Here is a 21,462-nt window from a genome sequence, read left to right as displayed (position 1 = left end):
TCACTTCCGATCGCGTCCCGCTGTGAGTGAGTATTTGAACTGACTAGTCGGTTCAAATACTTTGGGGGCGGCGTGGAACGGGCACTGCTGCGGGCCGAAGGGCTCGGACTGCGTACCCGCCGGGGGTGGGTCTTCCGGGATCTCGACCTGGTGGTCCATCCGGGCGAGCTGGTCACGCTGACCGGCCCCGCGGGCGGCGGCCGGACCAGCGCGCTGCTCGCGCTCGGCGGCCGCTTCCGCACCACGCACGGGAGGTTGACCCGCGGGCGTACGGCGCTCGGCCTGGTCCCCGGCGTCAACGAGCCGGAGCCCGCGCTCACCGTCGCCGAGCACGTCGGGGAGCGGCTGCGCCTGCTCGGCCAGGTCCGGCCCTGGCACCGGCGCAGCCGGCATGCACTGCTCGCCGCCGAATCCGACGAACTGGTCCGCGACCTGTCCCCGCTCGGCCGGCACCGCCTGATGATCAAGCTTGCCCTGCTGGAGGACCCCGACGTGCTGCTCGTCGACGACATCGACGTGGGTCTGACCCCCGCCGAGACACAGACCCTGCTCAGTGAGCTCGATGCGACCGGCCGAGCCGTCATCGCCGTATGCCGCGAAGCCGCCGCCCTGACCGGCGCTCCCGTTTCGCGGGGCACGGTGACCGGCGCTGCCGCGGTCGGCGACGACGGTCCGCGCGTCGCCGGCACTCCGCTGGGCACCCTGACCAGCGCTTCCGCTCCGCGGAGGTTGGGAAGGGCACCTTCTACAACGCATAGCGATGTGAAGGTGCCCTTCCTTTCGTGGGTGGGGGTGGGGCGGTGAGTCTGGGCAGGCTGGAGTTGCGGCGTTTTCGGCGGCATCGGATGACGCGGGCCGCGCTGGTGGTGCTGACGCTGGTGCCGCTGCTGTACGGCGCGTTGTACCTGTGGGCGTTCTGGGATCCGTACGGCAACATGCACCGGATCCCGGTGGCGCTGGTGGTGGAGGACCGGACCGCGAGCGACCCGGACGGCGGGCAGGTGCACGCGGGGCGGGATCTGGCCGAGGAGCTGGAGCAGCGGCAGGTCTTCGGGTGGCAGCGGGTGGACGCGGCGCAGGCGGTGGACGGGCTGCGGGACGGGACCTACCAGCTGATGCTGCGCATCCCGGCGGACTTCTCGGCGGCGCTGGTCACCGGGCCGGACCCGGCTGCGGCAGCCCGGGCCGGGCAGCTCACCGTGGTCAGCGACGACGGGGTCAACTACATCTCCGGGATGCTCGCGCGCAGCGCGTTCACCGAGATCCGGGCGGCGGCGGCCGAATCGGCGGCGGCGAAGTACTTCGACGGCATGCTGATCGGCTTCGCTGATGTGAGGTCGGCGCTGGGTGAGGCGGCCGGCGGCGCGGGTGAGCTGGCCGGCGGCGCGGGCGAGGCCCGGGACGGCGCGGACGCGCTGGCCGACGGTGCGCACAGTGCCCGGGACGGAGCGGGCACCCTGGCCGACGGGCTGGCGCGGGCCGAGTCGGGCTCCCGCGAGCTGGCCGGCGGCCTGGCCACCCTGGAAGCGGGCGCGGCGCAGCTCGCCGACGGCGCGGCCCGGGCCGCCGCGGGCGGTGCGCAGCTCGCGTCCACCGTGGACGGTGCCGCCGACCGCGTCGAACCGGTGCTGCGCGAGCACGCCGACACCATCGAGCAGGGTGCGAACTCCGTCGCGGCGGCGGCCGACGCCCTCGCGACCCGTCTGGACGCGCTGCCGAAGCTCGCCGACCAGGCCGTACGCCGCACCGCGGAGGTCGTCACGTCGCTGGACGCGCTCGCCGAGGCGCACCCCGAACTCGCCGACGACCCGGCCTTCACCGCCGCCCGGCGGGCCGCCTCGGCCGCCGCCGACGCCGCGCAGGACCTGGCACACCGACTCGATACCGCAGGGCTGCCGCAGGTCAAGGCGAAACTGACCGAGGTCGCGGCGGCCGCCCGCACGGTCGCGCGGGCCGCCCCGCACCTGGCCGACGACGTCGCCGCGGCCCGGCGCAGCGTCGACGAGCTGGCCGCGGGACTGGCCGCGCTGTCCACCGGCGCGGACCGGCTGCACGGCGGTGTCGCCGGCGCCGCCGCGGGCGCGAAGTCCCTGCACGGCGGCCTGTACCGGCTGTCCACCGGGGCGCGGCAGCTCGACGGTGGGCTGGTCCGGCTCTCCGGTGGCGCGGGCGAGCTGGCCGCCGGGCTCGCCCGGCTCGACGACGGGGCCCGCACGCTGGCCGCCGGGTTGGCCGACGGGGCGTCGCAGGTACCCGGCTACGACGCGGACACCCGCGCGCAGCGGGCCGGGGTGCTGGCCGCGCCGGTGACCCTGGAACGCGACGTGTGGCACGCGGCCGCCGCGTACGGGGCCGGGTTCGCGCCGTACTTCCTGGCGCTGGCGCTGTGGGTGGGCGCGATGCTGACGTACATGCTGCTGCGGCCGCTGACCCGGCGGCACGTGATGACCGGCGCCCCCGCCTGGCGGGTCGCACTGGCCGGCTGGCGGCCCGCGGTCGCGGTCGGATTCGCCCAGGCCACCGTTCTGTACGCGGTGCTGCTCCTGGCGCTGGGCCTGGACCCCGCGCACCCCTGGGGCATGTACGGCTACCTGCTGGCCACCACGCTGGCCTTCACCGCCGTGCTGCAGCTGCTCGGCGCGGCACTCGGCTCGGCCGGCCGCCTGGTCGCCCTGATCCTGCTGATGCTCCAGCTCACCGGCTCGGGCGGCACCTACCCCGTGGTCACCAGCCCTGGCTTCTTCCAGGCGATCCACCCGTACCTGCCGATGACGTACGTCGTCGACGGCCTGCGCCGGCTCATCCTCGGCGGCTCCACGGCCACCGTCGTCACCGGCGTCGCGGTCCTGCTCGGCGTGGCCGCTCTCGCCCTGACCCTCACCACCCTGACCGCCTCCCGCGCCCGCCGCCTGACCCCCGACAAACTCCACCCCGCCCTCACCATGTGAGCCCTCCGCCATCGCCAGGCGACTTCCCACCCCTCGCCCAAGGCGACCATGAACCTGTGGCACGGTGGAGTCGCATGCCCGCGGCGGCTCGCAGCTCCGGGGAAAGTGCACGAATCGGCGTGCCGATGGGCGCAGTTTCCCCGAAACTGCGGCTCGGGAGACCATGCAGACCCTGATCGAGGTAGGAGGGCGCGGCGTGGACGGACGGACCGCCCGGCGGGACGCCACGCGGCAGAAGCTGTTCGAGGCGACCATGGCGCTGATCGCCGAGCAGGGCTTCTCCGACACCACGGTGGATCAGATAGCCGAGCGCGCCGGGGTCGCCAAGGGCACCGTGTACTACAACTTCGCCTCCAAGAGCGTGCTCTTCGAGGAGCTGCTGCGCTACGGAGTGGGCCTGTTGACCGCCGACTTCAGCGCGGCGATCGCGGAACGGCCGCCCGCCGACGCGGTGGCCGCCCTGGTCCGCGCGGAACTGGCCTTCATCCAGCGCTACCGGTCCTTCGCGCAGCTGCTGCTGTCGGAGATGTGGCGCACCCAGCGCGACTGGCAGCAGACGCTGCACCTGCTGCGCGAGGAGGCGATCACCGTGATCGCCACGACCCTTCAGGCGGGCGTGGACAGCGGCGAGTTCGCCGCGGACCTGGACGTGCGCCTGTCCGCCTCGGCGCTGTTCGGGGTGTGCCTGGTGGTGGCGCTCGACTGGCTGGTGTTCACGCCCGAGCGCCCGATCGAGCAGGTCGAGTCGGCGGTGCTCGCGATCGTGCGCAGCCGCGCCGCCGTCAACGTCCGGCCCTGACCCGCGTGCTCCAGGTGCGGGCGGATGAGCGCTGACTGGCATACTCGCCGGTTATGAGGTTGTCGCGGGGCTGGTCGCTGTTCCTGATCGGGGTCGGCGTGTGGACCTGGCTCATCTGGCCGCGGTTCGCCCTCGCGATCTGGGACGACCCGCGGGCCTGGTCGACCGGCGTGTCCGGCGACGGCTCGCCGACGAGCTTTCTGTGGGTGCACGCGCTGCTGATCGGCGCCTCGCTGGCGATCGGCACCACCGTCGCCGTGCTCGGCGTCAAGGGCGTGCTGGCGGCGCGCCGCGAGCGCTGATCACCCGGGCAGGTGGCAGACCGCCTCGACGTTGTTGCCGTCCCGGTCGCGCACGAACGCCCCGAAGTAGTTCTCGTGGTATTCGGGCCACATCCGCGGCTCGTGCAGCACCTCGGCACCGGTCCCCACGGCCGCCTCGAAGAAGGCGGTGACCGCCGCGCGATCGGCGGCGACGAAGGCGATGTGCGCTTCGCGCGCGACGCCCTCCGTCGTGACTGGACCGAGCCAGAAGACCGGCCGGTTGACGCCGTAGCCGATGGCGTCGCCGAACTCCAGAATGCGCCGCCCACCGAGCGGTTCCAGCACGGTGTCGTAGAAGTACGCGGCCGCTTCGACGTCGGCGACCTGGATCGACAGGTGATCGAGCATGCCTGTCACCTTAGCGGCGGCCCCCGATCCCGCATCCGCCCCGCACGGGGCGTGCCGCCTGGCGGTGTTCGACGCCATCGCCGAGCGTCTGCTCGCCCGCTGACTTCGGGCGGGCATACGAAGATCGCCGCTTCCGATCGGAACCCGCTGGTCCGGCCGGAAACGGCGATCTCGGCGCGCCGGGAAATCCCGGTGGATCAGACGGCCGCGCGGCGGGCGGTGACGGCCTGGGCCAGGGTGGCCAGGGTCTGCTCGGTGGTCTCCCAGCTCATGCAGGCATCCGTGACGCTCTGGCCGTAGGTCAGCGGCGGCCCGGAGTCGAGGTCCTGGCGGCCCGCGACGATGAAGCTCTCCAGCATCACGCCCGCGATGCCGGCCTGGCCGCCCGCGACCTGCGCCGCGATCTCGTCGGAGACGACGGCCTGGCGCTCGTGGCTCTTGCCGCTGTTGCCGTGGCTCGCGTCGATGACCAGGCGGTGCTTCATGCCGGCCTTCTCGGTCATGGCCAGCGTCGAGGTCACCGACTCGGGGCCGTAGTTCGGGCCGCTGCGGCCGCCGCGCAGGATCACGTGGCAGTCCTCGTTGCCGGTGGTGGTGACGATCGCCGCCCGGCCGTCGGTGTCCACCCCGAAGAAGACGTGGCTGTTGCGGCCCACCTCGCAGGCGTCGATCGCGCCCTGGATGCCGCCGTCGGTGGTGTTCTTGAACCCGACCGGCATGGACAGGCCGGACGCCAGCTGGCGGTGCACCTGGCTCTCGATGGTCCGGGCGCCGATCGCACCCCAGGTCACCGCGTCGGCGATGTACTGCGGGCTGGTCGGGTCGAGGAACTCGCAGCCCACCGGCACGCCCAGGTCGAGGATGTCGAGCAGCAGCGCCCGCGCCGTACGCAGCCCGCGGTGCACGTCGTAGGTCCCGTCCAGCCCTGGGTCGTTGATGAGGCCCTTCCAGCCGATCGTGGTGCGCGGCTTCTCGAAGTAGACGCGCATCACCACACACAGCTCACGGGAGTGCTGCCTGGCGGCCTCGGCCAGCCGTCGGGCGTAGTCCATGGCCGCCTCGGTGTCGTGCACCGAACACGGGCCGACCACCACCAGCAGCCGGTCGTCGCGACCGGTGAGCACCTCCCGCACCTCATGGCGGGACCGTTCCACCAGCGCCGCCCGATGATCACCGAGCGGCAGCTCCGTGAGCAGCTCGCGCGGCGGGCGCAGCGGCTCGAAGGACAGGACGTGGACGTCGTTGGTCTGGGTCATCGGAGCGTCTCCCGGTTCCGTGGGGGGACGGGCCCCGCACCTCGGAATGTCCCAGGCCAGCCCGTCCATGACATGGCAAAGGGCGAAGACGAGACGTCTTCGCCCTGCTGGCTCTGGGTGGAATCGCGGTCAGCGCATAGAACCGCCGGCTCCACCCAGAGCCAGCGTAAAGCGCCAATACATGCGAACCACGGAGCGAAGCCTACCCCATGTGACCGGATCGATCCAGACTGCTGTCCGGACGGAACCGGACAGGGGGGCCGAGAACTCCCGGCCGACCGGGTGGGCCGAGCGCGGCTGTGGTGATGGACTCATGGCAGCCGTCACGTCGATACGTTTACTGTGGGCGCTCGAGACGGACACGACGAGGAGGCGGCCAGGTGCCCACAGCAGATCTGCCCGCCGAACCGATGCACGTGACCCGCACCCTGTCGGACAACGTCTACCGGTGGCTGCGCGACCAGATCGTGTTGGGCAAGATCGGCCCCAACGAGCCGCTGGTCGAAGCCGTCATCGCGGAGAAGCTCCAGGTCAGCCGTACGCCCATCCGGGAGAGCCTGCAACGGCTGGCCGCCGACGGACTGATCGTCTCCCACCGCCGCCGCTGGATCGTGCGCCAGCACGGCCGCGACGAGATCGTGGCCATCTACGAGGTGAGAATGGCGCTGGAGTCGTTCGCGGCCCGCTTCGCCTGCCAGCGCGCCACCGACCAGGAGCTCGCCGCCATCGCGGCGCACTGCGACACCTGGTCGGCCGGCGGCCCGCCCGACGAGTTCGTGGTCTTCAACGACCGATTCCACCACCTGATCGTCGAGGCCGCCCACAACCCCCGCCTGGCCCGCGTCATCGAACAGAACCACCTCTACTACTTCAACGACCAGATCGCCGCCCACTACCGTCCCGACGAGATCACCGCCGCCCAGACCGAACACCAGGCACTGGTCGAGGCCCTGCGCACCCGCAACGCCGACCGCGCCGCCGACCTCTCCCGCCACCACGCCGAAGAAGCCCTGGCCCTGATCCTCGCCCGCCTCTTCTAACCCCTGCCCCTCGCTCGCGGTCGATCTTGCGTGGGTGTACCCACGTCACGGGCGGCCACGGGGCCGTTTGCGCAAGACCGTCGGGATCTTGGGGCGTGGAACTTCGGGCGCCGGGCGGGTGGCGCCGGGTTAGGCTGCGGGTGTGTCTTATACCGGTGATGTGCGCCGCGGGGCGGCTGCCGATGTGCGTGAGCTCGAAGATCTGGTCATCAGCAAGGTTTCCGTCGGGCCGCACGACAACAACGCGTATCTGCTGCGCTGTCGGCACACCGGCGAGCAGCTGCTGGTCGATGCCGCAAACGACGCGGACACCCTGTTGGCGCTCGTGAGCGACGGTGGCCTGGCGACCGTGGTGACCACGCACCGGCACGGCGACCACTGGCAGGCGCTCGCCGAGGTCGTGGCGCAGACTGGCGCGACACCGATCGCGCATCCGGACGACGCCGAGGAGCTGCCGGTCAAGGCGCAGACCGTCGAGGAAGGACAGACGGTACGCGTCGGGCAGGCCGAGCTGGAGGTCATCCACCTCGTCGGGCACACCCCGGGCTCGATCGCGCTGCTCTACCGGGACCCGCACGGGCAACCGCACCTGTTCACGGGCGACTCGCTGTTCCCCGGCGGGGTCGGCAACACCTGGGGCGACCCGCAGGCGTTCGCGTCACTGCTGCACGACGTCCAGACGAAGCTGTTCGACCGGCTGCCGGACGAGACCTGGTTCTACCCCGGTCACGGCAAGGACAGCACGCTCGGCCGCGAGCGGCCGTCCCTGCCGGAGTGGCGCGCCCGCGGCTGGTGACGGACCGACGTGATCGAACCGCCGGGCCCCCACGTGCCCGGCGGTGCACCGTGATCGAATCGTGGCCGGCCCGGTCGGCGTCGAGCCGGGGACTGGGGGCAGGCTGTGGCGACAATCGTTCGGGAAGGAAACCGTCTCGCCATGCGCCGTCTGGTTCTGCCACTCGTGTTCAGTTCGGTCCTGCTCGCCTCGGCCGCGTGCGCGGGCACCCCGGAAACCCCTGTTCAGGCCGCGCCTTCGGGCGCGGTGACCTCGGCGGCCCCCACGCCGAGCCGGTCGCCGCAGGACTCGCCGTACAAGGCCGTCTGCAGCGGCCGGACGGAGCCGTGGAAGGAGGTCTTCGTGCTGGCGGGGGTCTACGACGGCCTCGTCCAGGGGATCTACCCGGGTGGGAACGGGGGCAAGAAGGCCGCGCTCGCCGACCTGGTGAAGGTGACCGGCGCGTATCGCGGCTACCTGAACTCCGTCGCCACCGGCAGCACCGACCCGAAGGTCGCCGAGGCGGCCCGGGTCGACGTCGCCAGCCTGGACAAGTCGATCGCCGGTCTCAAGTCGGTCGGCACGGACTGGGACGGCAAGGTCGCCAAGGCCGTGGCCGCTCTGCAGCAGTCCATCATGGGCGGAAGCAGATTCCACATGTTCTGCAACGGAGAGGGCCTGTGACGCTCACCCGCTGAGCGCGTCGCGGCGGCGCTGCAGGAAGGCGCGCTCGGTCTCGTTGCCGGTGCAGGTGATCGCGGCCTGGTAGGCGGCGGCGGCGTCGGCGTCGCGCCCCAGGCGGCGCAGCAGGTCCGCGCGCACCGCGTGGTACACGTGGTAGCCGTCCAGGTCCAGCGAGTCCAGCAGGTCGAGGGCCGGGCCGGGGCCGTCCACTTCGGCCACCGCGACCGCCCGGTTGAGCGCCACGACCGGGCTGGGCGCCAGCGCCAGCAGGCGGTCGTAGAGGGCCAGCACGCGCGGCCAGCCGGTGGCCGCGGCGTCGGGTGCGGCGGCGTGCACCGCGGCGATCGCCGCCTGGAGCTGGTACGGGCCCAGCTGACGCCGCCGCAGGCACCGGCCGACCAGGGCCAGCCCTTCGGTGGTCAGTGCCCGGTCCCACCGGCTGCGGTCCTGTTCGGGCAGTGGCACGAGCTGCCCGGTCGTCGTGGTGCGCGCGGCCCGGCGTGCTTCGGTGAGCAGCATCAGGGCGAGCAGGCCCAGCGCCTCCGGCTCGTCGGGCATCAGTTCGGCCAGCAGCCGTCCCAGGCGTAGCGCCTCCTGGCACAGGTCCGCGCGCACCAGCGCGTCCCCGGAGCTGGCCGTGTAGCCCTCGTTGAAGACGAGGTAGACCACGGCGAGCACGGAGCGCAGGCGGGCGGGCAGGTCGGCGTCGCGGGGCACCCGGTACGGGATGCCCGCGCCCTTGATCTTGTTCTTGGCGCGGACCAGCCGCTGCGCCATCGTCGCCTCGGGCACCAGGAACGCGTGCGCGATCTCGGCGGTGCTGAGGCCGCCGAGCAGCCGCAGCGTCAGCGCCACCTGGGCGGTGAGCGCGAGCGCCGGGTGGCAGCAGGTGAAGATCAGGCGGAGCCGGTCGTCGGGCACGGGCCCCTCCTCGGCGGGCTCGGACGGGGCGGCCAACAGCGCGGCCTGCGCGTGCCGGTCGTCGCGCGTGGCCTCGCGCCGCAGCCGGTCCACGGCCCGGTTGCGGGCCGTGGTGATGATCCAGCCGGCCGGGCTGGGTGGGACGCCGTCGTCCGGCCAGCGCCGCACCGCCTCGGCGAACGCGTCCTGCACCGCCTCCTCGGCGAGGTCGATGTCGCCGAAGGCGCGCACCAGCACGGCCACGGCGCGGCCGTACTCCGCCCGGAAGACGCCGTCGACGTCGGCCAACTCAGACCTCGGAGTGCAGGGGGCGCACCTCGATCGGCAGGGTGACCGCACGGGCCGCCTTGGCCGCCCACTCGAGCGCCGCGTCGAGGTCGGGCGCCTTGATGATCCAGAAGCCGCCGATGTGCTCCTTGCCCTCGACGTACGGGCCGTCGGTGAGCAGGATGTCGTCGCCCTTGGCGCGGACCACGGTGGCGGTCTCCGGCGGCAGCAGGCCGTCCTTGAAGACGATCACGCCCGCCGCGTCGAGTTCGGCGTTCAGCGCGTCGAGGGCCCGCAGTACCGGCTCCAGGATCTCGGGCGGCGGCGGGCCGCCGTCGGGCTGATAGATGCTGAGCAGGTACTGCTTCATGACGGTGCTCCTCGCCTCGGCTGCTGCTGACATCTCACCCTCTGTACGAACGTCCGCCCGAATCGACACCACCCGCCGTGCAGTTTCCCGAAAGCGCAGCGCAGGTGTGGCGCAGGTATCGATCGGCACCCCTTCCCGCAGGTGCAGGCGCGGCGGTAACGTGAGCGCTCCCCGCCCCCTCGGAGAGTGTCATGCCTGCCACGGAGCCCGTCGTCGCCGACCGGTTGCTGCTGGTCAGCGCGCTCACCATCGGCGACTGCGTGATGGAGCTGTCGGAGACGGTGATGGTCCGGCCCGGTCAGCGCACCTGGGTTCAGGGCAGCACCTACTTCGTGCAGTCGCCGAACGGCCAGACGCGCGCGATCGAGGGCCGGGTCCATCCTTTCTCCGCCTGCTGAGGCGACAAGGTGCAAGGGGCGCCCCCGAGGCCGGGGACGCCCCTTGCACCGTTCAGCGGGTCACTCCTGGGCGAGCAGCGTCGACAGGCGCAGTCGGCGTACGGACAGGGCGGGCAGCACCGCGGCGAGCCCGGACAGGGCCACCCCGGCCAGCGCCGCGGCGGCGGTGACCGCCACGGCCGTCGCGGGCACGGCGGCGGCGAACCGGTCGACGAAGAACAGCCCCACACCCGCTCCGACCAGCGCGCCCACGGCCCCGATGAGCAGGCCCTCGTACGCGATCAGCCGGGTCAGCGCCCCGTCACTCCACCCGGCCGCCTGCAGGGTCGCCAGCTCGGCCGAGCGTTCCCGCACGTTGAGGTAGAGCACGTCGGCCAGGGCCAGCACGGCCAGCACCAGTGTGGCCGCGACCGCGACCGCGTCCACGGCGCGGACCCGCAGTGACACCGCGTCGCCGAGCAGTGTGCCGGTGACGTTGCCGTGGAACACCCAGGTCAGCGTGAGCAGCGTGGTGAACGCCCCGACGCCGAGCGCGACCGCGGCGGCGGCCAGCAGCGTGCGGCCCGGCCTGCGCCGGGTGTTGCGCAGCGCGGCGGACAGCACGGTGTGCCCGGTCAGCGAGCGCCGCGCCCGGCGTACCGGGGAGACCAGCGGGGCCAGTGCGGTGCCGGGGTGGGCGCGGGCGGCCTGGATCGCCGGGACGACCGCGGCCACCACAGCCAGCAGCAGCGCGAGCGGCACCGCCGCCAGCGCCTGGCTCGCGCCGGCGGGCACGTCCACGACCAGGCTCAGCGGCACCGCGAGCCCGGCGGAGACCAGCCCGGCGGCCAACCCGACGACCGCCACCTCACCGGTGACCAGGGCGGCCAGCCGATGCCGCGGCCAGCCGACGCAGGCGAGCACGGCGAGTTCCCGCCTGCGGTCGCGGACCGCCGCGGTGGTCGCGTTGGCCAGGAACAGCACGCAGACGACCAGGATCAGCCCGAACAGCAGCACGCTCTTCCGATCGATCGCGTCCATGATCGCCACGGCGACGCCCTTGCGGCTCCACCACTCCGTGAGGCGCAGCTCGGGCCGCCCCAGCGTGCCGGCGGCAAGCTCGACGGTCTGCGGCTGCAGCGAGGAGCCGACGGTGATGTCGACGTCGAGGCCGGTCGTGGTGCCGATCTCCTCGGCGATGCGGCGGATCCGCTCGCGGGTGAGGTCGTCGAGCGTGTGCACGTCGGCGACCCGGATGCGAACCGCCGAGATGGCGTTGTCCGCAGCCTTCGCGCCGAGTAGGCCGGGTACCGCGGCCAGCGTCGTGATGAGCTGCGGCGCCGAGACCAGGTAACCGGCCGGGTTGCTGGACGGCGCCAGCGGCCGGTCGCCGAGCAGTTCCCGGCTGCGGGGGTCGGCACCCTCTGCCTCGGGAGACCGGTACGTCTCCAGCGGCACCCTGCTCAGCTGGGAGTAGCCCTGCAGTTTCGCCGGGTCGAAGACGCCGACGGGGTCGGCGGACAGGAGAGCCTCGCGGTTGATCACTTCGATGTCGCGGAAGGCGGTGTCGAAGATGAGGCTGGGCGTGCCACCACCGCCGAGCAGCGGGCCACCGTTGATCCAGCTTCCCGGAGCGGCGTCGCTGACGACGGGGCGCAATGTGCCGTCGGCGGTCGTGTTGTACCGGGGCAGCCCGGTCCGCAGCACGAACATGAAGATCACCAGCGGGGTCTCGAGGGCGGGGTCGGCCTCGGCAGGCCGTGCCTCGAACGTGCGGGTCCCGGCCGGTGCCACGCCGGCCTTGCCGAGTCTGGCGTGCAGGACGTCGCTGCGCGTGCCCGGGATCGCGCGGACCAGGTCGTCGTCGACGGTGGCCAGGGTGACGCGCATCGTCTCGTCGATCTGCGGCAGGGCTGCGGTCAGCACGGGCAGCCGAACCTTCTTCGCCGGTTCGCCGGTCTCGTCCGGGCGCAGGTAGCGGCCCGACACGAGAGCCTGGTCCAGGCCCAGCAGGCGCGCCTCCGCCGCCGGATCTACCGCCGCGAGCCCGACGATCGTCATCCACCAGATGTTGACCACGAGGCGGTCCGTCGCGTACTGCGTGTCGCTGGTGTCGCTGCTGAAGCGACCGTCGGGCAGCAGGCCGTAGACCTCGAACGGCGGGGTTCGCAAACCCGCGTAATCCTCCGACCAGCTCGACAGGGACGCCCCGCACAGGCGCTTCTTCGCGCCGTCCTCCTGCACCTCCAGCACACCGGTATCGCAGTATTCCGTGGGCGGTACGGCGGTGCCGTCGGTGAAGTATGTGGTGGGGCCGGTGGACTTCGCGGTGTCTATGCCGATGAGCGGCCGCCGGGTGACGTAGACGTAGGTGCTGGCCCGCACTCCGCGCGACAGCCCGCGGTCGGCCAGCAATGTGGGGTCGAGGCGGATCAGCTGGCGGGTCTTGGACCGGTCGACGAGATCGGTGATGTCCACCCGGGCGGTGTTCGACACGAGCGTGGAGCCCAGCGTCGCGATCGGGGCCGCCACCTCGACGCCCTGCACCGCCTGGATCGCGCGGTACTGCGCCATGGTGATGCCGCCGTGCGTGCCGGACAGCTGGTTGGGCGCGACCGTGCCGCGCTCGTTCTCCACCGCGGTGCGGGCGCCCTTCGGGCGGACCAGGATGTCGTACGCCCCGCGGAAGTTCGCGTCCACCTCCCCGGTGACCTGCAGGCGCGAGGTGTTGACGGTGCCCGTGAGCACGGTGAAGCCGGTCGTGGCCAGCAGGATCGCGCCGAACAGCGCGCTGCTGCGCCACAGCCGGCGGCGCAGCAGCGACCAGATCATGGTGATCACAGGCGGGGACCGCCCAGCCGGCTCAGGGTCTGCTCCGGGTGCTCGCCGCCGGCCAGGGACACGTCCTGCACGACCTCGCCGTCGCGCAGCCGGATGAGCCGGTCGCAGGCCGCGGCGACGTGCTGCTCATGCGTGGCGACCAGCACCGTCATGGCGTGCTCGGCGCGCAGCGCGGCCAGCAGGTCCAGGATCTCGGTGCCGGTGCGGGAGTCGAGGTTGCCGGTGGGTTCGTCGGCCAGCAGCAGGGTGGGCGCCCCGATCAGCGCGCGGGCGATGGCGACGCGCTGCTGCTGACCGCCGGACAGCTGGGAGGGCAACGAGTTCTCCCGGCCCGCGAGCCCGACCGCGGCGAGCAGCTCCCGGCCGCGGGCGGCCTTGTCGAACTTCACCCGGTACGGCACCACGGGCGCGATGACGTTGTCGAGCGCGGTGAGCGCGGGCAGCAGGTGGTAGCGCTGGAAGACGAAGCCGACCCGGCGGCGGTATGCGGTGAGGTGGCGGCGCTTCACGGAGGTGATCTCGACGTCGTCGACGGTGATGGTGCCCGCGTCGGGGGCCTCGATCGCGCCGATGAGGTGCAGCAGGGTGGACTTGCCGGACCCGCTGGGGCCGGTGATCGCGGTCATGGTGCCCGGAGCGAACTCCAGCGACACCCCGGCCACAGCGGGTATCCGCACGTCGCCGCCTTGGTAGTGCTTGGCCAGTCCGGCCACGCGCACCTTGGCGCCGGCCCCCGTCGTGCTATCGCTCATGGTGATCACTGTCGGTGCTACATTGTCGCAATGCAAGGCCCGTTCGGGCGGTTGTGACACAGCTGTGATGTCGAGAGGGGAGGGTGGTGTGCCATGCCGATCCAGCATGCGGTGCTGGCCCTACTGCGCGAAGGGCCGAGCCACGGGTACGAGCTGAAGAGCGCGTTCGAGTCCGCCGTCGGCCCGCAGTGGGGCGCCCTCAACATCGGGCACCTCTACCAGGTGCTCGACCGCCTGTCCCGGGACGGTTTCGTCGACTCCAGCCGCATGGCGCAGGAGGTCAAACCCGACCGCGTGGTCTACCGCATGACCGACGCCGGGCAGCGTGAACTGGGCGAATGGATGACCTCGCCCAGCCCGCGCACCACCGGCTTCCGGGACGACCTGTTCCTCAAGGTGGTGGCCGCGACCCGCACCGGCGACCGGGACACGGTGTCCGAAGTGCTCGCCACCCAGCGCGCCCACCTGCTGCGCGAGCTGCGCAACCTGGAGACCCTGCGCCGCGACCCCGCCCGCGAGACGGTGGTGCGTCTGCTGCTGGCCGCCGCCGCCCGCCACGTCACCGCCGACCTGACCTTCCTGGAGGACGTCGAGGCCGAGCTGCTCGCCTGAGCCTCATTCCCGGGCGAGCAGCAACGCCAGCGGCAGCCGGCGCACGGACAGGGCGGGCAGCACGGCCGCCGACCCGGCCAGGGCCAGCCCGCCCAGGGCGGCCCCGGCGCTCACCGCGTACGCCGCGGGCGGGATGCCGCCGGCGAGCCGGTCGAGGAACAGCGCCCCGGCCGCGGCCCCGGCCGCCGCGCCGGCGGCACCGATCACCAGCCCCTCGTAGGCGACCAGCCGGATCAGCGGGCCGTCGCCCCAGCCCGCGGCGCGCAACGCGGCCAGCTCGGCGGCGCGTTCGCGGACGTTGAGATAGAGCACGTCGGCGACGACGAGGGCGGCCAGCGCGAGGGTCACCGCGACCGCGACCGTGTCGACGGCCCGGACCCGCAGCGAGACCGCGTCGCCGAGCAGGTTGCCGGTGACGGCGCCGTGGAACGCCCAGGTGAGGGTCAGCAGCGCGGTGAACGCGCTCACCCCCAGCGCGACCGCGGCGATGGCCAGCGCGGTACGGCCCGGTCTGCGCCGGGCGTTGCGCAGCGCGGTGGCGAGCACGGTGCGGCTGGGCCGCGCCCGCCGCCGCCGCACCGCCGAGGCCTGCGGGGCCAGCGCCGTGCCGGGGTGGGCAACGGCCGCCCGGATCGCCGGCACGATCCCGGCGAGCAGCGCGAGCAGCAGCGCCAACGGGGCGGCGGGCAGGGTCTGCGCCATGGTGATCCGGACCCCGGCGGCCGCGCCGAGCGGCACGCTCAGCCCGGCGGCGACGACGCCCGCGGCCAGCCCGACCAGGGCCACCTCACCGGTGACCAGCGCCGCCAGTCGACGCCTGGGCCAGCCGACGCAGGCGAGCACAGCCAGCTCGCGGCGGCGGTCGTGCACCGCGGCGGTGGTGGAGTTGGCCAGGAACAGCAGGCAGACCAGCAGGATGAGGCCGAACAGCAGCGCACTCTTGCGGTCGACCGCCTCGATGATGGCGACGGCCACGCCCTTGCGTGACCACAGCTCCGCCAGGCGCAGCTCGGGTCGGCCGAGCTTGCCCGCGGGCAGCACGACCGTCTGCGGCTCCAGCGAGGAACAGACCGTGATGTCGACGTCGAGGCCGGTCGCCGCGGCGATCTCCTCGGCGGTGCGGCGGATGCGCTCCCGGGTGACCTCGTCGAGGGTGTGCACATCGGAGATCCGCACCCGTACCGCGGAGATCGACTTCTCGGCCGCGTCCCGGCCGAGCATGCCCGGCAGCGCCGCGAGTGAGGTGAGCAGCAGCGGAGGGGAGACCAGATAGCCCTGCGGGGCGCCGGACGGCCATAGGGGGCGGTCGCCGAGCAGCGCCCGGCTCGCGGCGTCCGCACCCGCCGCCTCCGGTGCCTGGTACGTCTCCAGCGGCACCCGCCCCAGCGCAGAGTTGCCGTGCAGCCGGCCGGGGTCGAAGGTGCCGACCGGATCGGCGGCGATGCTTGCCTCGTCGCGCATCACCGCGTCCAGCGGCCGGAACGTGATGTCGTTCAGGAACACCGGGAACATGCCGCCCGACACCCGGTAGAAGCCGGTCCACCGGGTCGGGTCGGGCGCGCCGGCGACCGGGGCCAGCGAGCCGTCGGACCCGGTCCGGTACTCGGGCAGCCCGCCCTGCAGGAGCATGTTGAAGGCGACGACGGCCTGGCCGTGGAACCGGGACATGTCACCGCGCAGTGCCGCCGCGTCGAGCAGCCGCTCGCCCCGTGCGGTCACCGTGGTCGCGGCGAGCCGGGTCCGCAGCACGTCGCTGCGCGTGCCGGGCAGGGCGGCCACCGCCGCATCGGGCACCGCCGAGAAGGCCAGCCGCAGGCTCTCGTCCACGTACGACTCGTCGGCCACCAGCACGGGCACGCTCTTGCCCACCTCGGCGGGCCGGGTGGCGTCCGTGCCGGTCAGGTAGCGCCCGGACACGAGCGCTTCGTCGAGGCCGACGAGCCGCGCCTCCGCCGCCGGGTCGACGGCGGCGGCACCGATCACGGTCCACCAGACGACCGGGAGGACCAGCCACGGCTGCGGGCCGATCGGGGCGCCCAGCTGCTCGAAGCGGCCGTCGGGCAGCAGCCGCACGATCGCGAACCCCGGCGCGCCCTCGCCGGAGTCGCCGTCGCCCGGCTGCGCCACCGAGGTGGTGCAGATGGGCTGCTTCGTGCCGTCCTCCTGCACCTCCAGCACCGCGAGCGGGCAGCGCGGGTCGTCGGGGCGGGTGGAGCCGTCCGGGTAGCGCAGAGTCCCCCCGGCCTGTCGCACGTTCTGCGGCGCCAGCAGCGGGCGCGTGGTCACGTACACGTAGCCGGGGGTCTTGCGGTACGACGAGAGCCCGCGGTCGGCCAGGAATGTCCGGTCGAGCCGGATCAGCTGCCGGGTCTTGGCCCGGTCCACCAGGTCCGTGAGGTCGACGGGGACGGTGCGGAGCACCGCGACGAAGCCGAGGTTGGCGATCGGCGCGGCCACCTCGATCCCGCGGATCGCCTGGATGGCCCGGTACTGCGCCTGCGTGATGCCGCCGAACGTGCCCGACAGGTGGTTCGGGCCGACCAGGCCGCGCTGCTGCTCGATCGCGGTGCGGGCGCCCTTCGGGCGGACCAGGATGTCGTACGCCCCGCGCAGGTTGGCGTTCACGTCCCCGACGACCTGCAGGCGGGCGGTGTTGACGGTGCCCGTCAGCACGGTGAACCCGGTGGTGGCCAACAGCACAGCGGTGAACAGGGCACCGGTGCGCCAGGCGCGGTGGCGCAGTTGCGACCAGATCATGGCAAGCACTCGACCACTGTCACTCCATGCATTGTCACAATGCAAGACCGGTCGACACTCGTGACTCAGCTGTGATGTCCGCTGTGGATCGTGGCAGCATGGAGGTCGCATTCACGGCGCTCTACGACGGGGAGACCGATGGCACAGGTGATCGCGCACGTGACGATGTCGCTCGACGGGTTCATGGCAGGGCCGGACGTGGACGCGGCGCATCCGATGGGGCACGGCGGCGAGCGGCTGCACCGGTGGATCTTCGACGAGTCGAGCGAGTCGGACGCCGCGGCGGTGCGGCGGCAGTTCGCGCTGACCGGGGCCGTCCTGCTTGGTCGGCGCACGTTCGACGTCGGGTTGGGCCAGTGGGGCGACACGCCGTATCCGGTGCCCTGCTTCGTGCTGACCCACCACCCGGCGCCGGACCGGACCGAACGCAGCGGCACGTTCACGTTCGTGCACACCGGGCTGTTCGACGCGCTGGATCTCGCCGCCGCGGCGGCGGGCGACCGCGCGGTGACACTGATGGGCGCGGACGTCGTCCAGCAGGTGCTGCGGGCGGGCCGGCTCGACGAGATCCACCTGCAACTCGCCCCCGTGCTGCTGGGCGGCGGCCGCCGGCTCTTCGAGCACCTCGGCACCGACCACATCGAACTCGAACGCCTCCAGGTCGAGGAGTCGCCGCACGTCACGCACCTGCGGTTCCGAGTCGTGAAATAGCAACGCCGGTCACTGGCCCCGGCGCGCCGCAGCGGCTACCTTCGGTCGCATGTCTGCCGGTGAGGTCCTGCTCTGGGTGCTGCTCGGGCTGGCCGCGCTGGCCATCCTGGCCTTCGTCGGCATCGTGGCCAAGTTCGTGCTGAAGGCGGCCGCTTCGTACGCCCGCCGCAAGCCCGCGCAGGCGGTGGGTTTCTTCGTCGTTCCGGGCGGCCTGGCCACCTTCGTCGCCACCTTCTTCGGGGCGGGGCTGCCGCTGGCCATGGGCATCGGGATGATCACGGGACTGGCAGTATTCCTGCTCGTCGCGATGGAGCTGGGTTAGCCAGGACACACCGGCGCAGGCCCGGGACACCCGCTCGGGGGCGACGGGACGTGTATGGTGGAGAGACAGTTTCTTGTTTGTGGTTGCTTCACCTGCCTGGTTTCAGTACACCGGGATCGGTTCTCCTTCCGGATCACCGTTGGTTTACCGCTGCTCGAGACGGCCCATCCGGGCCTCGCAGCGAGCGTGGCCCATCCGTAGAGGAGAACACAATGGCTTCTGGCGTCGTGAAGTGGTTCAACGCCGACAAGGGTTTCGGCTTCATCACCGTTGACGGTGGTGGCGCGGACGTCTTCGTCCACCACTCGGTCATCCAGCTCGACGGCTTCCGCGAGCTGCGCGAGAACGAGCGCGTCGAGTTCGAGATCGTGCAGGGCCCGAAGGGCCCCCAGGCTGAGGCCGTCCGCCTCGTCTGACCCCCCGCCACGCCCCTGAGCGTGGTGCGGCATGCTTGATTGTCCGGTTCCGCGGCGTAAACGTCGCGGAACCGGATGCAATACCCCACCATTCGGTTCGTTACCTGTCGACTCTCCCCGGCACCACCGGGTTCGAGAGCCTTCGCGCGGCGTGCCGACAGCGAAAGGCTCCAATTTGACCGCCGCAGTACACCATTCGTCGGCCCACCCCGTGCGCCGTCGTCCCCGTCGCCGCCCCACGCAGAACGGCCAGCCGGCCGTCGCCAAGGCGACCGCCGCCCCGACGCCGGTTCCGGCCGAGCCGGAGTTCACCGGCCCGGTGGCGACGAGCTTCACCGAACTGCCGCTCCACCCCTCGCTGGCCGGCGTGCTGGCCAAGCAGGGTCTGACCGTGCCGTCGCCGATCCAGGCGCGCACGATCGCCGACGCCGTCGCCGGGCGCGACGTGCTCGGCCGCGCCCGCACCGGCTCGGGCAAGACGCTCGCCTTCGGGCTGCCGATGCTGACCCGCCTGGCGGGCCGCCGCGCCCGCTCCCGCCAGCCGCTGGCCCTGGTGCTCGTTCCCACCCGGGAACTCGCCGCCCAGGTCGCCGCAGCGCTGACCCCGTACGCCACCGCGCTGAACCTGCGCACCGTCACCGTCGTCGGCGGGCTGTCCCTGGGCCGCCAGGCCGACCAGGTGCGCGCCGGTGCGGAGATCGTCATCGCCACCCCGGGCCGCCTCAACGACCTGCTGGACCGCGGCGACTGCAAGCTCGACCAGGTCGACATCACGGTGCTCGACGAGGCCGACCAGATGGCCGACATGGGCTTCCTGCCCCAGGTCACCTCGCTGCTCACGGCCACCGCGCCGGGCGGCCAGCGCATGCTGTTCTCGGCCACCCTCGACGGCGACGTCGACCGGCTGGTCCGGCGCTTCCTGAGCAACCCGGCCCGGCACTCGGTGGACCCGCCGGCCGGCGCGGTCACCACCATGGAGCACCACCTGCTGCACGTCGACGCGGCCGACAAGGACACCGCCACGGCGCACATCGGGGCCCGCGACGGCCGGGTGATCATGTTCGTGAAGACCAAGCACCGCGCGGACCGGGTCGCCCGACGGCTGCTGGCCAGCGGGGTCACCGCGGCCGCGCTGCACGGCGGCAAGTCGCAGCCGCAGCGCACCCGCATCCTGGACCAGTTCAAGTCGGGCGCGGTCAACGCGCTGATCGCCACCGACCTGGCGGCGCGGGGCATCCACATCGACGATCTCGACCTGGTCGTGAACTACGACCCGCCGAACGACGCCAAGGACTACCTGCACCGCGGTGGCCGCACCGCCCGCGCCGGCCGCACCGGCACGGTCGTCACCCTGGTGGTGGCCGAGGAGCGGCGTGAGACCGCGCGGCTGGTCGCCGCCGCGGGCGTCGCCGCACGGACCACCGCGATCCGCCCGCACGACCAGGAGCTGTCCCGGATCACCGGGGCGCGCACCCCGTCGGGCACCCCGGCCGTGCTGCCGACCCCGGCTCCGTCCGCGGCCGCACCCGGCACCGACGAGCCCGCCCGCCGTTCCAGCCGCTCCCGCCGAGGCCGCCGCTCACGCTGACGCGCCTCACCGCGCCGACACACCCCGATTGTCATAGACGCTGGCCTATCTCATCGAATTTTCGTGACTCGAATTCGATGAGATAGGCCAGCGTCGTTGCGTGGGGCGGCGCCGCGCGGCGCGAAGGGGCGTCGGGGGAGGTGCGTGGCGCAGTGGGGGCGTGTCGAGTGGTCGGTCGCGTTCAGTGGCCGGTGTGGCGACGCTGAGTGGTCGCGTTTGGACAGGCCGCTTGCCGCTGCGGCACAATGGCCGCATGACGCGCTGGCAGTACGCACGGCTCGAATACCGATCCGCGGGCACCCTGGGCGCGGACCGCTTCATGGACTGGGATGCGGTCTTCCACAGCCCGGACGGCGTCGAGCGGTGGGGCACCGACGAGCGCTTCGACGACCTGCGCCACCTCAACCGGGCCGGTGAGTCGGGCTGGCAGGCGTACGACCGGGACTCGGTGTTCCTGCACACCGAGCCCTACCGCCTGCACGCCGTCACCTACTCGCTGCGCCGCCGGATCGCCTGAGCGACGACCCCCGGCTCAGGCCGTGCGGCGGCCCAGGTAGAGCAGTGTCTCCACGGCCAGCGTCACCTTCTCCGGCAGGCGCTGCAGCAGCGCCGTGAACAGCGCCTCGCGGGTCGCCTCCGGCAGGATGCGATACGTCGGCTGGGTCGACAGGTACGAGACGTAGTCGTCGGCCGACAGCGTGCGCTCCCAGGTGTAGAGGCGCTCGGTGAGCTCGCCGAACTCGGGCAGCGCGGCCAGGTCCGGTCCCGGCCAGTACGCCGACAGCTCGGTGCCGTCCGCGGGCTCCTCGTCGATCATGGCGTGCGGGGCGTAGCCGGCGTGCACCTCGCGGACCAGGGCGCGCAGGTCGTCGTCGGCGATGCGGTCGAAGTTCCAGAACAGCGCGATCGTGCCGCCGGGCGCCAGTGCCGCCGCGGCCCGCCGCCAGCGCTGCGAGCCATCGGTCCACTGCCACGCCTGCGCGCAGAACAGCAGGTTGAAGGCGAGGTCGGGCTCGTACTGCTCCCACAGCGAAACCACGATGCGCACCGAGGACTGCCCGGCCAGCCGCTCGGACAGCAGCGCGGCCATCTTCGGGTCCGGCTCGATCGCGGTGATCTGCAGCCCGCGCGCCGCGAATGCCGTGCTGGCCTTGCCGGTGCCCGCGCCCACCTCCAGCGCCTGCACCCCGATCCCGGTGTACGCGAGCACGTCGTCGACGAGCCCTTCCGGGTAGCCGGGACGGATCCGGTCGAACTCCTCGGCGATCTCACCGAACATGAGGCCCTGGCCGCGCGCGTCACTCATTCGCGAGAGCGTAGTGCCATCCCGGTCGGCGCGACACCCGGGGGAAACA

Annotated in this window: 22 protein-coding genes; 14 read left to right on the top strand and 8 right to left on the bottom strand. The window is 72.6% G+C overall.

What is annotated here, in order from left to right:
• Window positions 1-72 precede the first annotated feature (72 nt).
• The 4 genes from FLL47_RS02755 (at window position 73) to FLL47_RS02740 (ending at window position 4,049) form a co-directional block, all read left to right on the top strand.
• Complete coding sequence (locus FLL47_RS02755; RefSeq protein WP_144118811.1) at window positions 73-804, top strand: ATP-binding cassette domain-containing protein; 732 nt, start codon at window positions 73-75, stop codon at window positions 802-804.
• Window positions 801-2,948 (top strand): YhgE/Pip family protein, encoded by a 2,148-nt coding sequence (locus tag FLL47_RS02750; RefSeq protein WP_246157456.1) that lies wholly within the window; start codon window positions 801-803, stop codon window positions 2,946-2,948. Before FLL47_RS02755 ends, FLL47_RS02750 begins: the two co-directional genes overlap by 4 nt.
• A gap of 196 nt (window positions 2,949-3,144) precedes the next feature.
• Window positions 3,145-3,747 carry a TetR/AcrR family transcriptional regulator gene (locus FLL47_RS02745; protein ID WP_246157455.1) on the top strand — a complete coding sequence of 201 codons (603 nt, stop codon included), beginning with the start codon at window positions 3,145-3,147 and terminating at the stop codon, window positions 3,745-3,747.
• A gap of 53 nt (window positions 3,748-3,800) precedes the next feature.
• The gene (locus FLL47_RS02740) at window positions 3,801-4,049 is read left to right on the top strand and encodes an SCO4848 family membrane protein (RefSeq protein ID WP_144118809.1); all 249 of its coding nucleotides are present in this window, start codon (window positions 3,801-3,803) and stop codon (window positions 4,047-4,049) included.
• On the opposite strand, the gene FLL47_RS02735 is transcribed toward FLL47_RS02740, so the two are convergent.
• The gene (locus tag FLL47_RS02735) at window positions 4,050-4,418 is read right to left on the bottom strand and encodes a VOC family protein (RefSeq protein ID WP_144118808.1); all 369 of its coding nucleotides are present in this window, start codon (window positions 4,416-4,418) and stop codon (window positions 4,050-4,052) included.
• Between the two features lie 197 nt (window positions 4,419-4,615).
• Window positions 4,616-5,674, bottom strand: a complete 1,059-nt coding sequence (locus FLL47_RS02730) for a 3-deoxy-7-phosphoheptulonate synthase (protein ID WP_144118807.1) — start codon at window positions 5,672-5,674, stop codon at window positions 4,616-4,618.
• 380 nt (window positions 5,675-6,054) lie between these two features.
• On the opposite strand from FLL47_RS02730, the gene FLL47_RS02725 reads away from it, so the two are divergent.
• From FLL47_RS02725 to FLL47_RS02715, 3 genes are all read left to right on the top strand, one after another.
• A complete protein-coding gene (locus FLL47_RS02725) occupies window positions 6,055-6,714 on the top strand; it encodes a GntR family transcriptional regulator (protein ID WP_186315531.1) in 660 nt (219 codons plus the stop codon).
• A gap of 142 nt (window positions 6,715-6,856) precedes the next feature.
• Entirely contained in the window at window positions 6,857-7,510 is a 654-nt protein-coding gene (locus FLL47_RS02720; protein ID WP_144118805.1) for an MBL fold metallo-hydrolase, read from the top strand.
• 141 nt (window positions 7,511-7,651) lie between these two features.
• A complete protein-coding gene (locus FLL47_RS02715; protein ID WP_144118804.1) occupies window positions 7,652-8,173 on the top strand; it encodes a flagellar basal body L-ring protein FlgH in 522 nt (173 codons plus the stop codon).
• Between the two features lie 3 nt (window positions 8,174-8,176).
• On the opposite strand, the gene FLL47_RS02710 is transcribed toward FLL47_RS02715, so the two are convergent.
• Both FLL47_RS02710 and FLL47_RS02705 read right to left on the bottom strand, forming a co-directional pair.
• Window positions 8,177-9,382 (bottom strand): RNA polymerase sigma factor, encoded by a 1,206-nt coding sequence (locus FLL47_RS02710; RefSeq protein ID WP_144118803.1) that lies wholly within the window; start codon window positions 9,380-9,382, stop codon window positions 8,177-8,179.
• A 1-nt stretch (window position 9,383) separates the two neighbouring features.
• Complete coding sequence (locus tag FLL47_RS02705; RefSeq protein WP_144118802.1) at window positions 9,384-9,731, bottom strand: YciI family protein; 348 nt, start codon at window positions 9,729-9,731, stop codon at window positions 9,384-9,386.
• A gap of 191 nt (window positions 9,732-9,922) precedes the next feature.
• Between FLL47_RS02705 and FLL47_RS02700 the strand changes: the two genes are divergently transcribed.
• Entirely contained in the window at window positions 9,923-10,129 is a 207-nt protein-coding gene (locus FLL47_RS02700; RefSeq protein ID WP_144118801.1) for a hypothetical protein, read from the top strand.
• Window positions 10,130-10,189: 60 nt separating this feature from the next.
• Here FLL47_RS02700 and FLL47_RS02695 read toward each other — a convergent pair whose 3' ends face one another.
• Together FLL47_RS02695 and FLL47_RS02690 are read right to left on the bottom strand one after the other, a co-directional pair.
• Window positions 10,190-12,940: an FtsX-like permease family protein gene (locus FLL47_RS02695; protein WP_342780297.1), complete on the bottom strand. Its 2,751-nt coding sequence runs from the start codon at window positions 12,938-12,940 to the stop codon at window positions 10,190-10,192.
• A 5-nt stretch (window positions 12,941-12,945) separates the two neighbouring features.
• Entirely contained in the window at window positions 12,946-13,701 is a 756-nt protein-coding gene (locus FLL47_RS02690; RefSeq protein ID WP_144118799.1) for an ABC transporter ATP-binding protein, read from the bottom strand.
• Between the two features lie 93 nt (window positions 13,702-13,794).
• Here FLL47_RS02690 and FLL47_RS02685 point away from each other — a divergent pair, with 93 nt between their 5' ends.
• A complete protein-coding gene (locus tag FLL47_RS02685; protein WP_144118798.1) occupies window positions 13,795-14,313 on the top strand; it encodes a PadR family transcriptional regulator in 519 nt (172 codons plus the stop codon).
• A gap of 3 nt (window positions 14,314-14,316) precedes the next feature.
• On the opposite strand, the gene FLL47_RS02680 is transcribed toward FLL47_RS02685, so the two are convergent.
• Window positions 14,317-17,070, bottom strand: a complete 2,754-nt coding sequence (locus tag FLL47_RS02680; protein WP_144118797.1) for an FtsX-like permease family protein — start codon at window positions 17,068-17,070, stop codon at window positions 14,317-14,319.
• Between the two features lie 138 nt (window positions 17,071-17,208).
• Here FLL47_RS02680 and FLL47_RS02675 point away from each other — a divergent pair, with 138 nt between their 5' ends.
• The 5 genes from FLL47_RS02675 to FLL47_RS02655 all read left to right on the top strand — a co-directional run bounded on the left by FLL47_RS02675 (window position 17,209) and on the right by FLL47_RS02655 (window position 20,624).
• Complete coding sequence (locus FLL47_RS02675) at window positions 17,209-17,781, top strand: dihydrofolate reductase family protein (RefSeq protein ID WP_144118796.1); 573 nt, start codon at window positions 17,209-17,211, stop codon at window positions 17,779-17,781.
• Between the two features lie 49 nt (window positions 17,782-17,830).
• Window positions 17,831-18,103 (top strand): hypothetical protein, encoded by a 273-nt coding sequence (locus FLL47_RS02670; protein WP_144118795.1) that lies wholly within the window; start codon window positions 17,831-17,833, stop codon window positions 18,101-18,103.
• 212 nt (window positions 18,104-18,315) lie between these two features.
• Window positions 18,316-18,519, top strand: coding sequence for a cold-shock protein (locus tag FLL47_RS02665; RefSeq protein WP_120318694.1), 204 nt, complete (start codon window positions 18,316-18,318; stop codon window positions 18,517-18,519).
• Between the two features lie 175 nt (window positions 18,520-18,694).
• Window positions 18,695-20,107: a DEAD/DEAH box helicase gene (locus FLL47_RS02660; RefSeq protein ID WP_246157454.1), complete on the top strand. Its 1,413-nt coding sequence runs from the start codon at window positions 18,695-18,697 to the stop codon at window positions 20,105-20,107.
• A 253-nt stretch (window positions 20,108-20,360) separates the two neighbouring features.
• Window positions 20,361-20,624: a hypothetical protein gene (locus FLL47_RS02655; RefSeq protein WP_144118793.1), complete on the top strand. Its 264-nt coding sequence runs from the start codon at window positions 20,361-20,363 to the stop codon at window positions 20,622-20,624.
• Between the two features lie 15 nt (window positions 20,625-20,639).
• Here the strand turns inward: FLL47_RS02655 and FLL47_RS02650 are convergent, their stop codons facing one another.
• Window positions 20,640-21,413 (bottom strand): class I SAM-dependent methyltransferase, encoded by a 774-nt coding sequence (locus tag FLL47_RS02650; protein ID WP_144118792.1) that lies wholly within the window; start codon window positions 21,411-21,413, stop codon window positions 20,640-20,642.
• Window positions 21,414-21,462 lie beyond the last annotated feature (49 nt).

Origin of the sequence: Catellatospora sichuanensis (assembly GCF_007483665.1) — a bacterium.
GTDB lineage: Bacteria > Actinomycetota > Actinomycetes > Mycobacteriales > Micromonosporaceae > Catellatospora > Catellatospora sichuanensis.
This window is presented reverse-complemented; position numbering and strand designations above follow the sequence as displayed.

Coding starts and splice junctions, on each gene's coding strand:
- FLL47_RS02705 (WP_144118802.1), bottom strand. CDS start 9,731: ATGAAGCAGTACCTGCTCAGCATCTATCAGCCCGACGGCGGCCCGCCG.
- FLL47_RS02685 (WP_144118798.1), top strand. CDS start 13,795: ATGCCGATCCAGCATGCGGTGCTGGCCCTACTGCGCGAAGGGCCGAGC.
- FLL47_RS02665 (WP_120318694.1), top strand. CDS start 18,316: ATGGCTTCTGGCGTCGTGAAGTGGTTCAACGCCGACAAGGGTTTCGGC.
- FLL47_RS02695 (WP_342780297.1), bottom strand. CDS start 12,940: ATGATCTGGTCGCTGCTGCGCCGCCGGCTGTGGCGCAGCAGCGCGCTG.
- FLL47_RS02715 (WP_144118804.1), top strand. CDS start 7,652: ATGCGCCGTCTGGTTCTGCCACTCGTGTTCAGTTCGGTCCTGCTCGCC.
- FLL47_RS02655 (WP_144118793.1), top strand. CDS start 20,361: ATGACGCGCTGGCAGTACGCACGGCTCGAATACCGATCCGCGGGCACC.
- FLL47_RS02670 (WP_144118795.1), top strand. CDS start 17,831: ATGTCTGCCGGTGAGGTCCTGCTCTGGGTGCTGCTCGGGCTGGCCGCG.
- FLL47_RS02675 (WP_144118796.1), top strand. CDS start 17,209: ATGGCACAGGTGATCGCGCACGTGACGATGTCGCTCGACGGGTTCATG.
- FLL47_RS02740 (WP_144118809.1), top strand. CDS start 3,801: ATGAGGTTGTCGCGGGGCTGGTCGCTGTTCCTGATCGGGGTCGGCGTG.
- FLL47_RS02730 (WP_144118807.1), bottom strand. CDS start 5,674: ATGACCCAGACCAACGACGTCCACGTCCTGTCCTTCGAGCCGCTGCGC.
- FLL47_RS02690 (WP_144118799.1), bottom strand. CDS start 13,701: ATGAGCGATAGCACGACGGGGGCCGGCGCCAAGGTGCGCGTGGCCGGA.
- FLL47_RS02700 (WP_144118801.1), top strand. CDS start 9,923: ATGCCTGCCACGGAGCCCGTCGTCGCCGACCGGTTGCTGCTGGTCAGC.
- FLL47_RS02650 (WP_144118792.1), bottom strand. CDS start 21,413: ATGAGTGACGCGCGCGGCCAGGGCCTCATGTTCGGTGAGATCGCCGAG.
- FLL47_RS02735 (WP_144118808.1), bottom strand. CDS start 4,418: ATGCTCGATCACCTGTCGATCCAGGTCGCCGACGTCGAAGCGGCCGCG.
- FLL47_RS02680 (WP_144118797.1), bottom strand. CDS start 17,070: ATGATCTGGTCGCAACTGCGCCACCGCGCCTGGCGCACCGGTGCCCTG.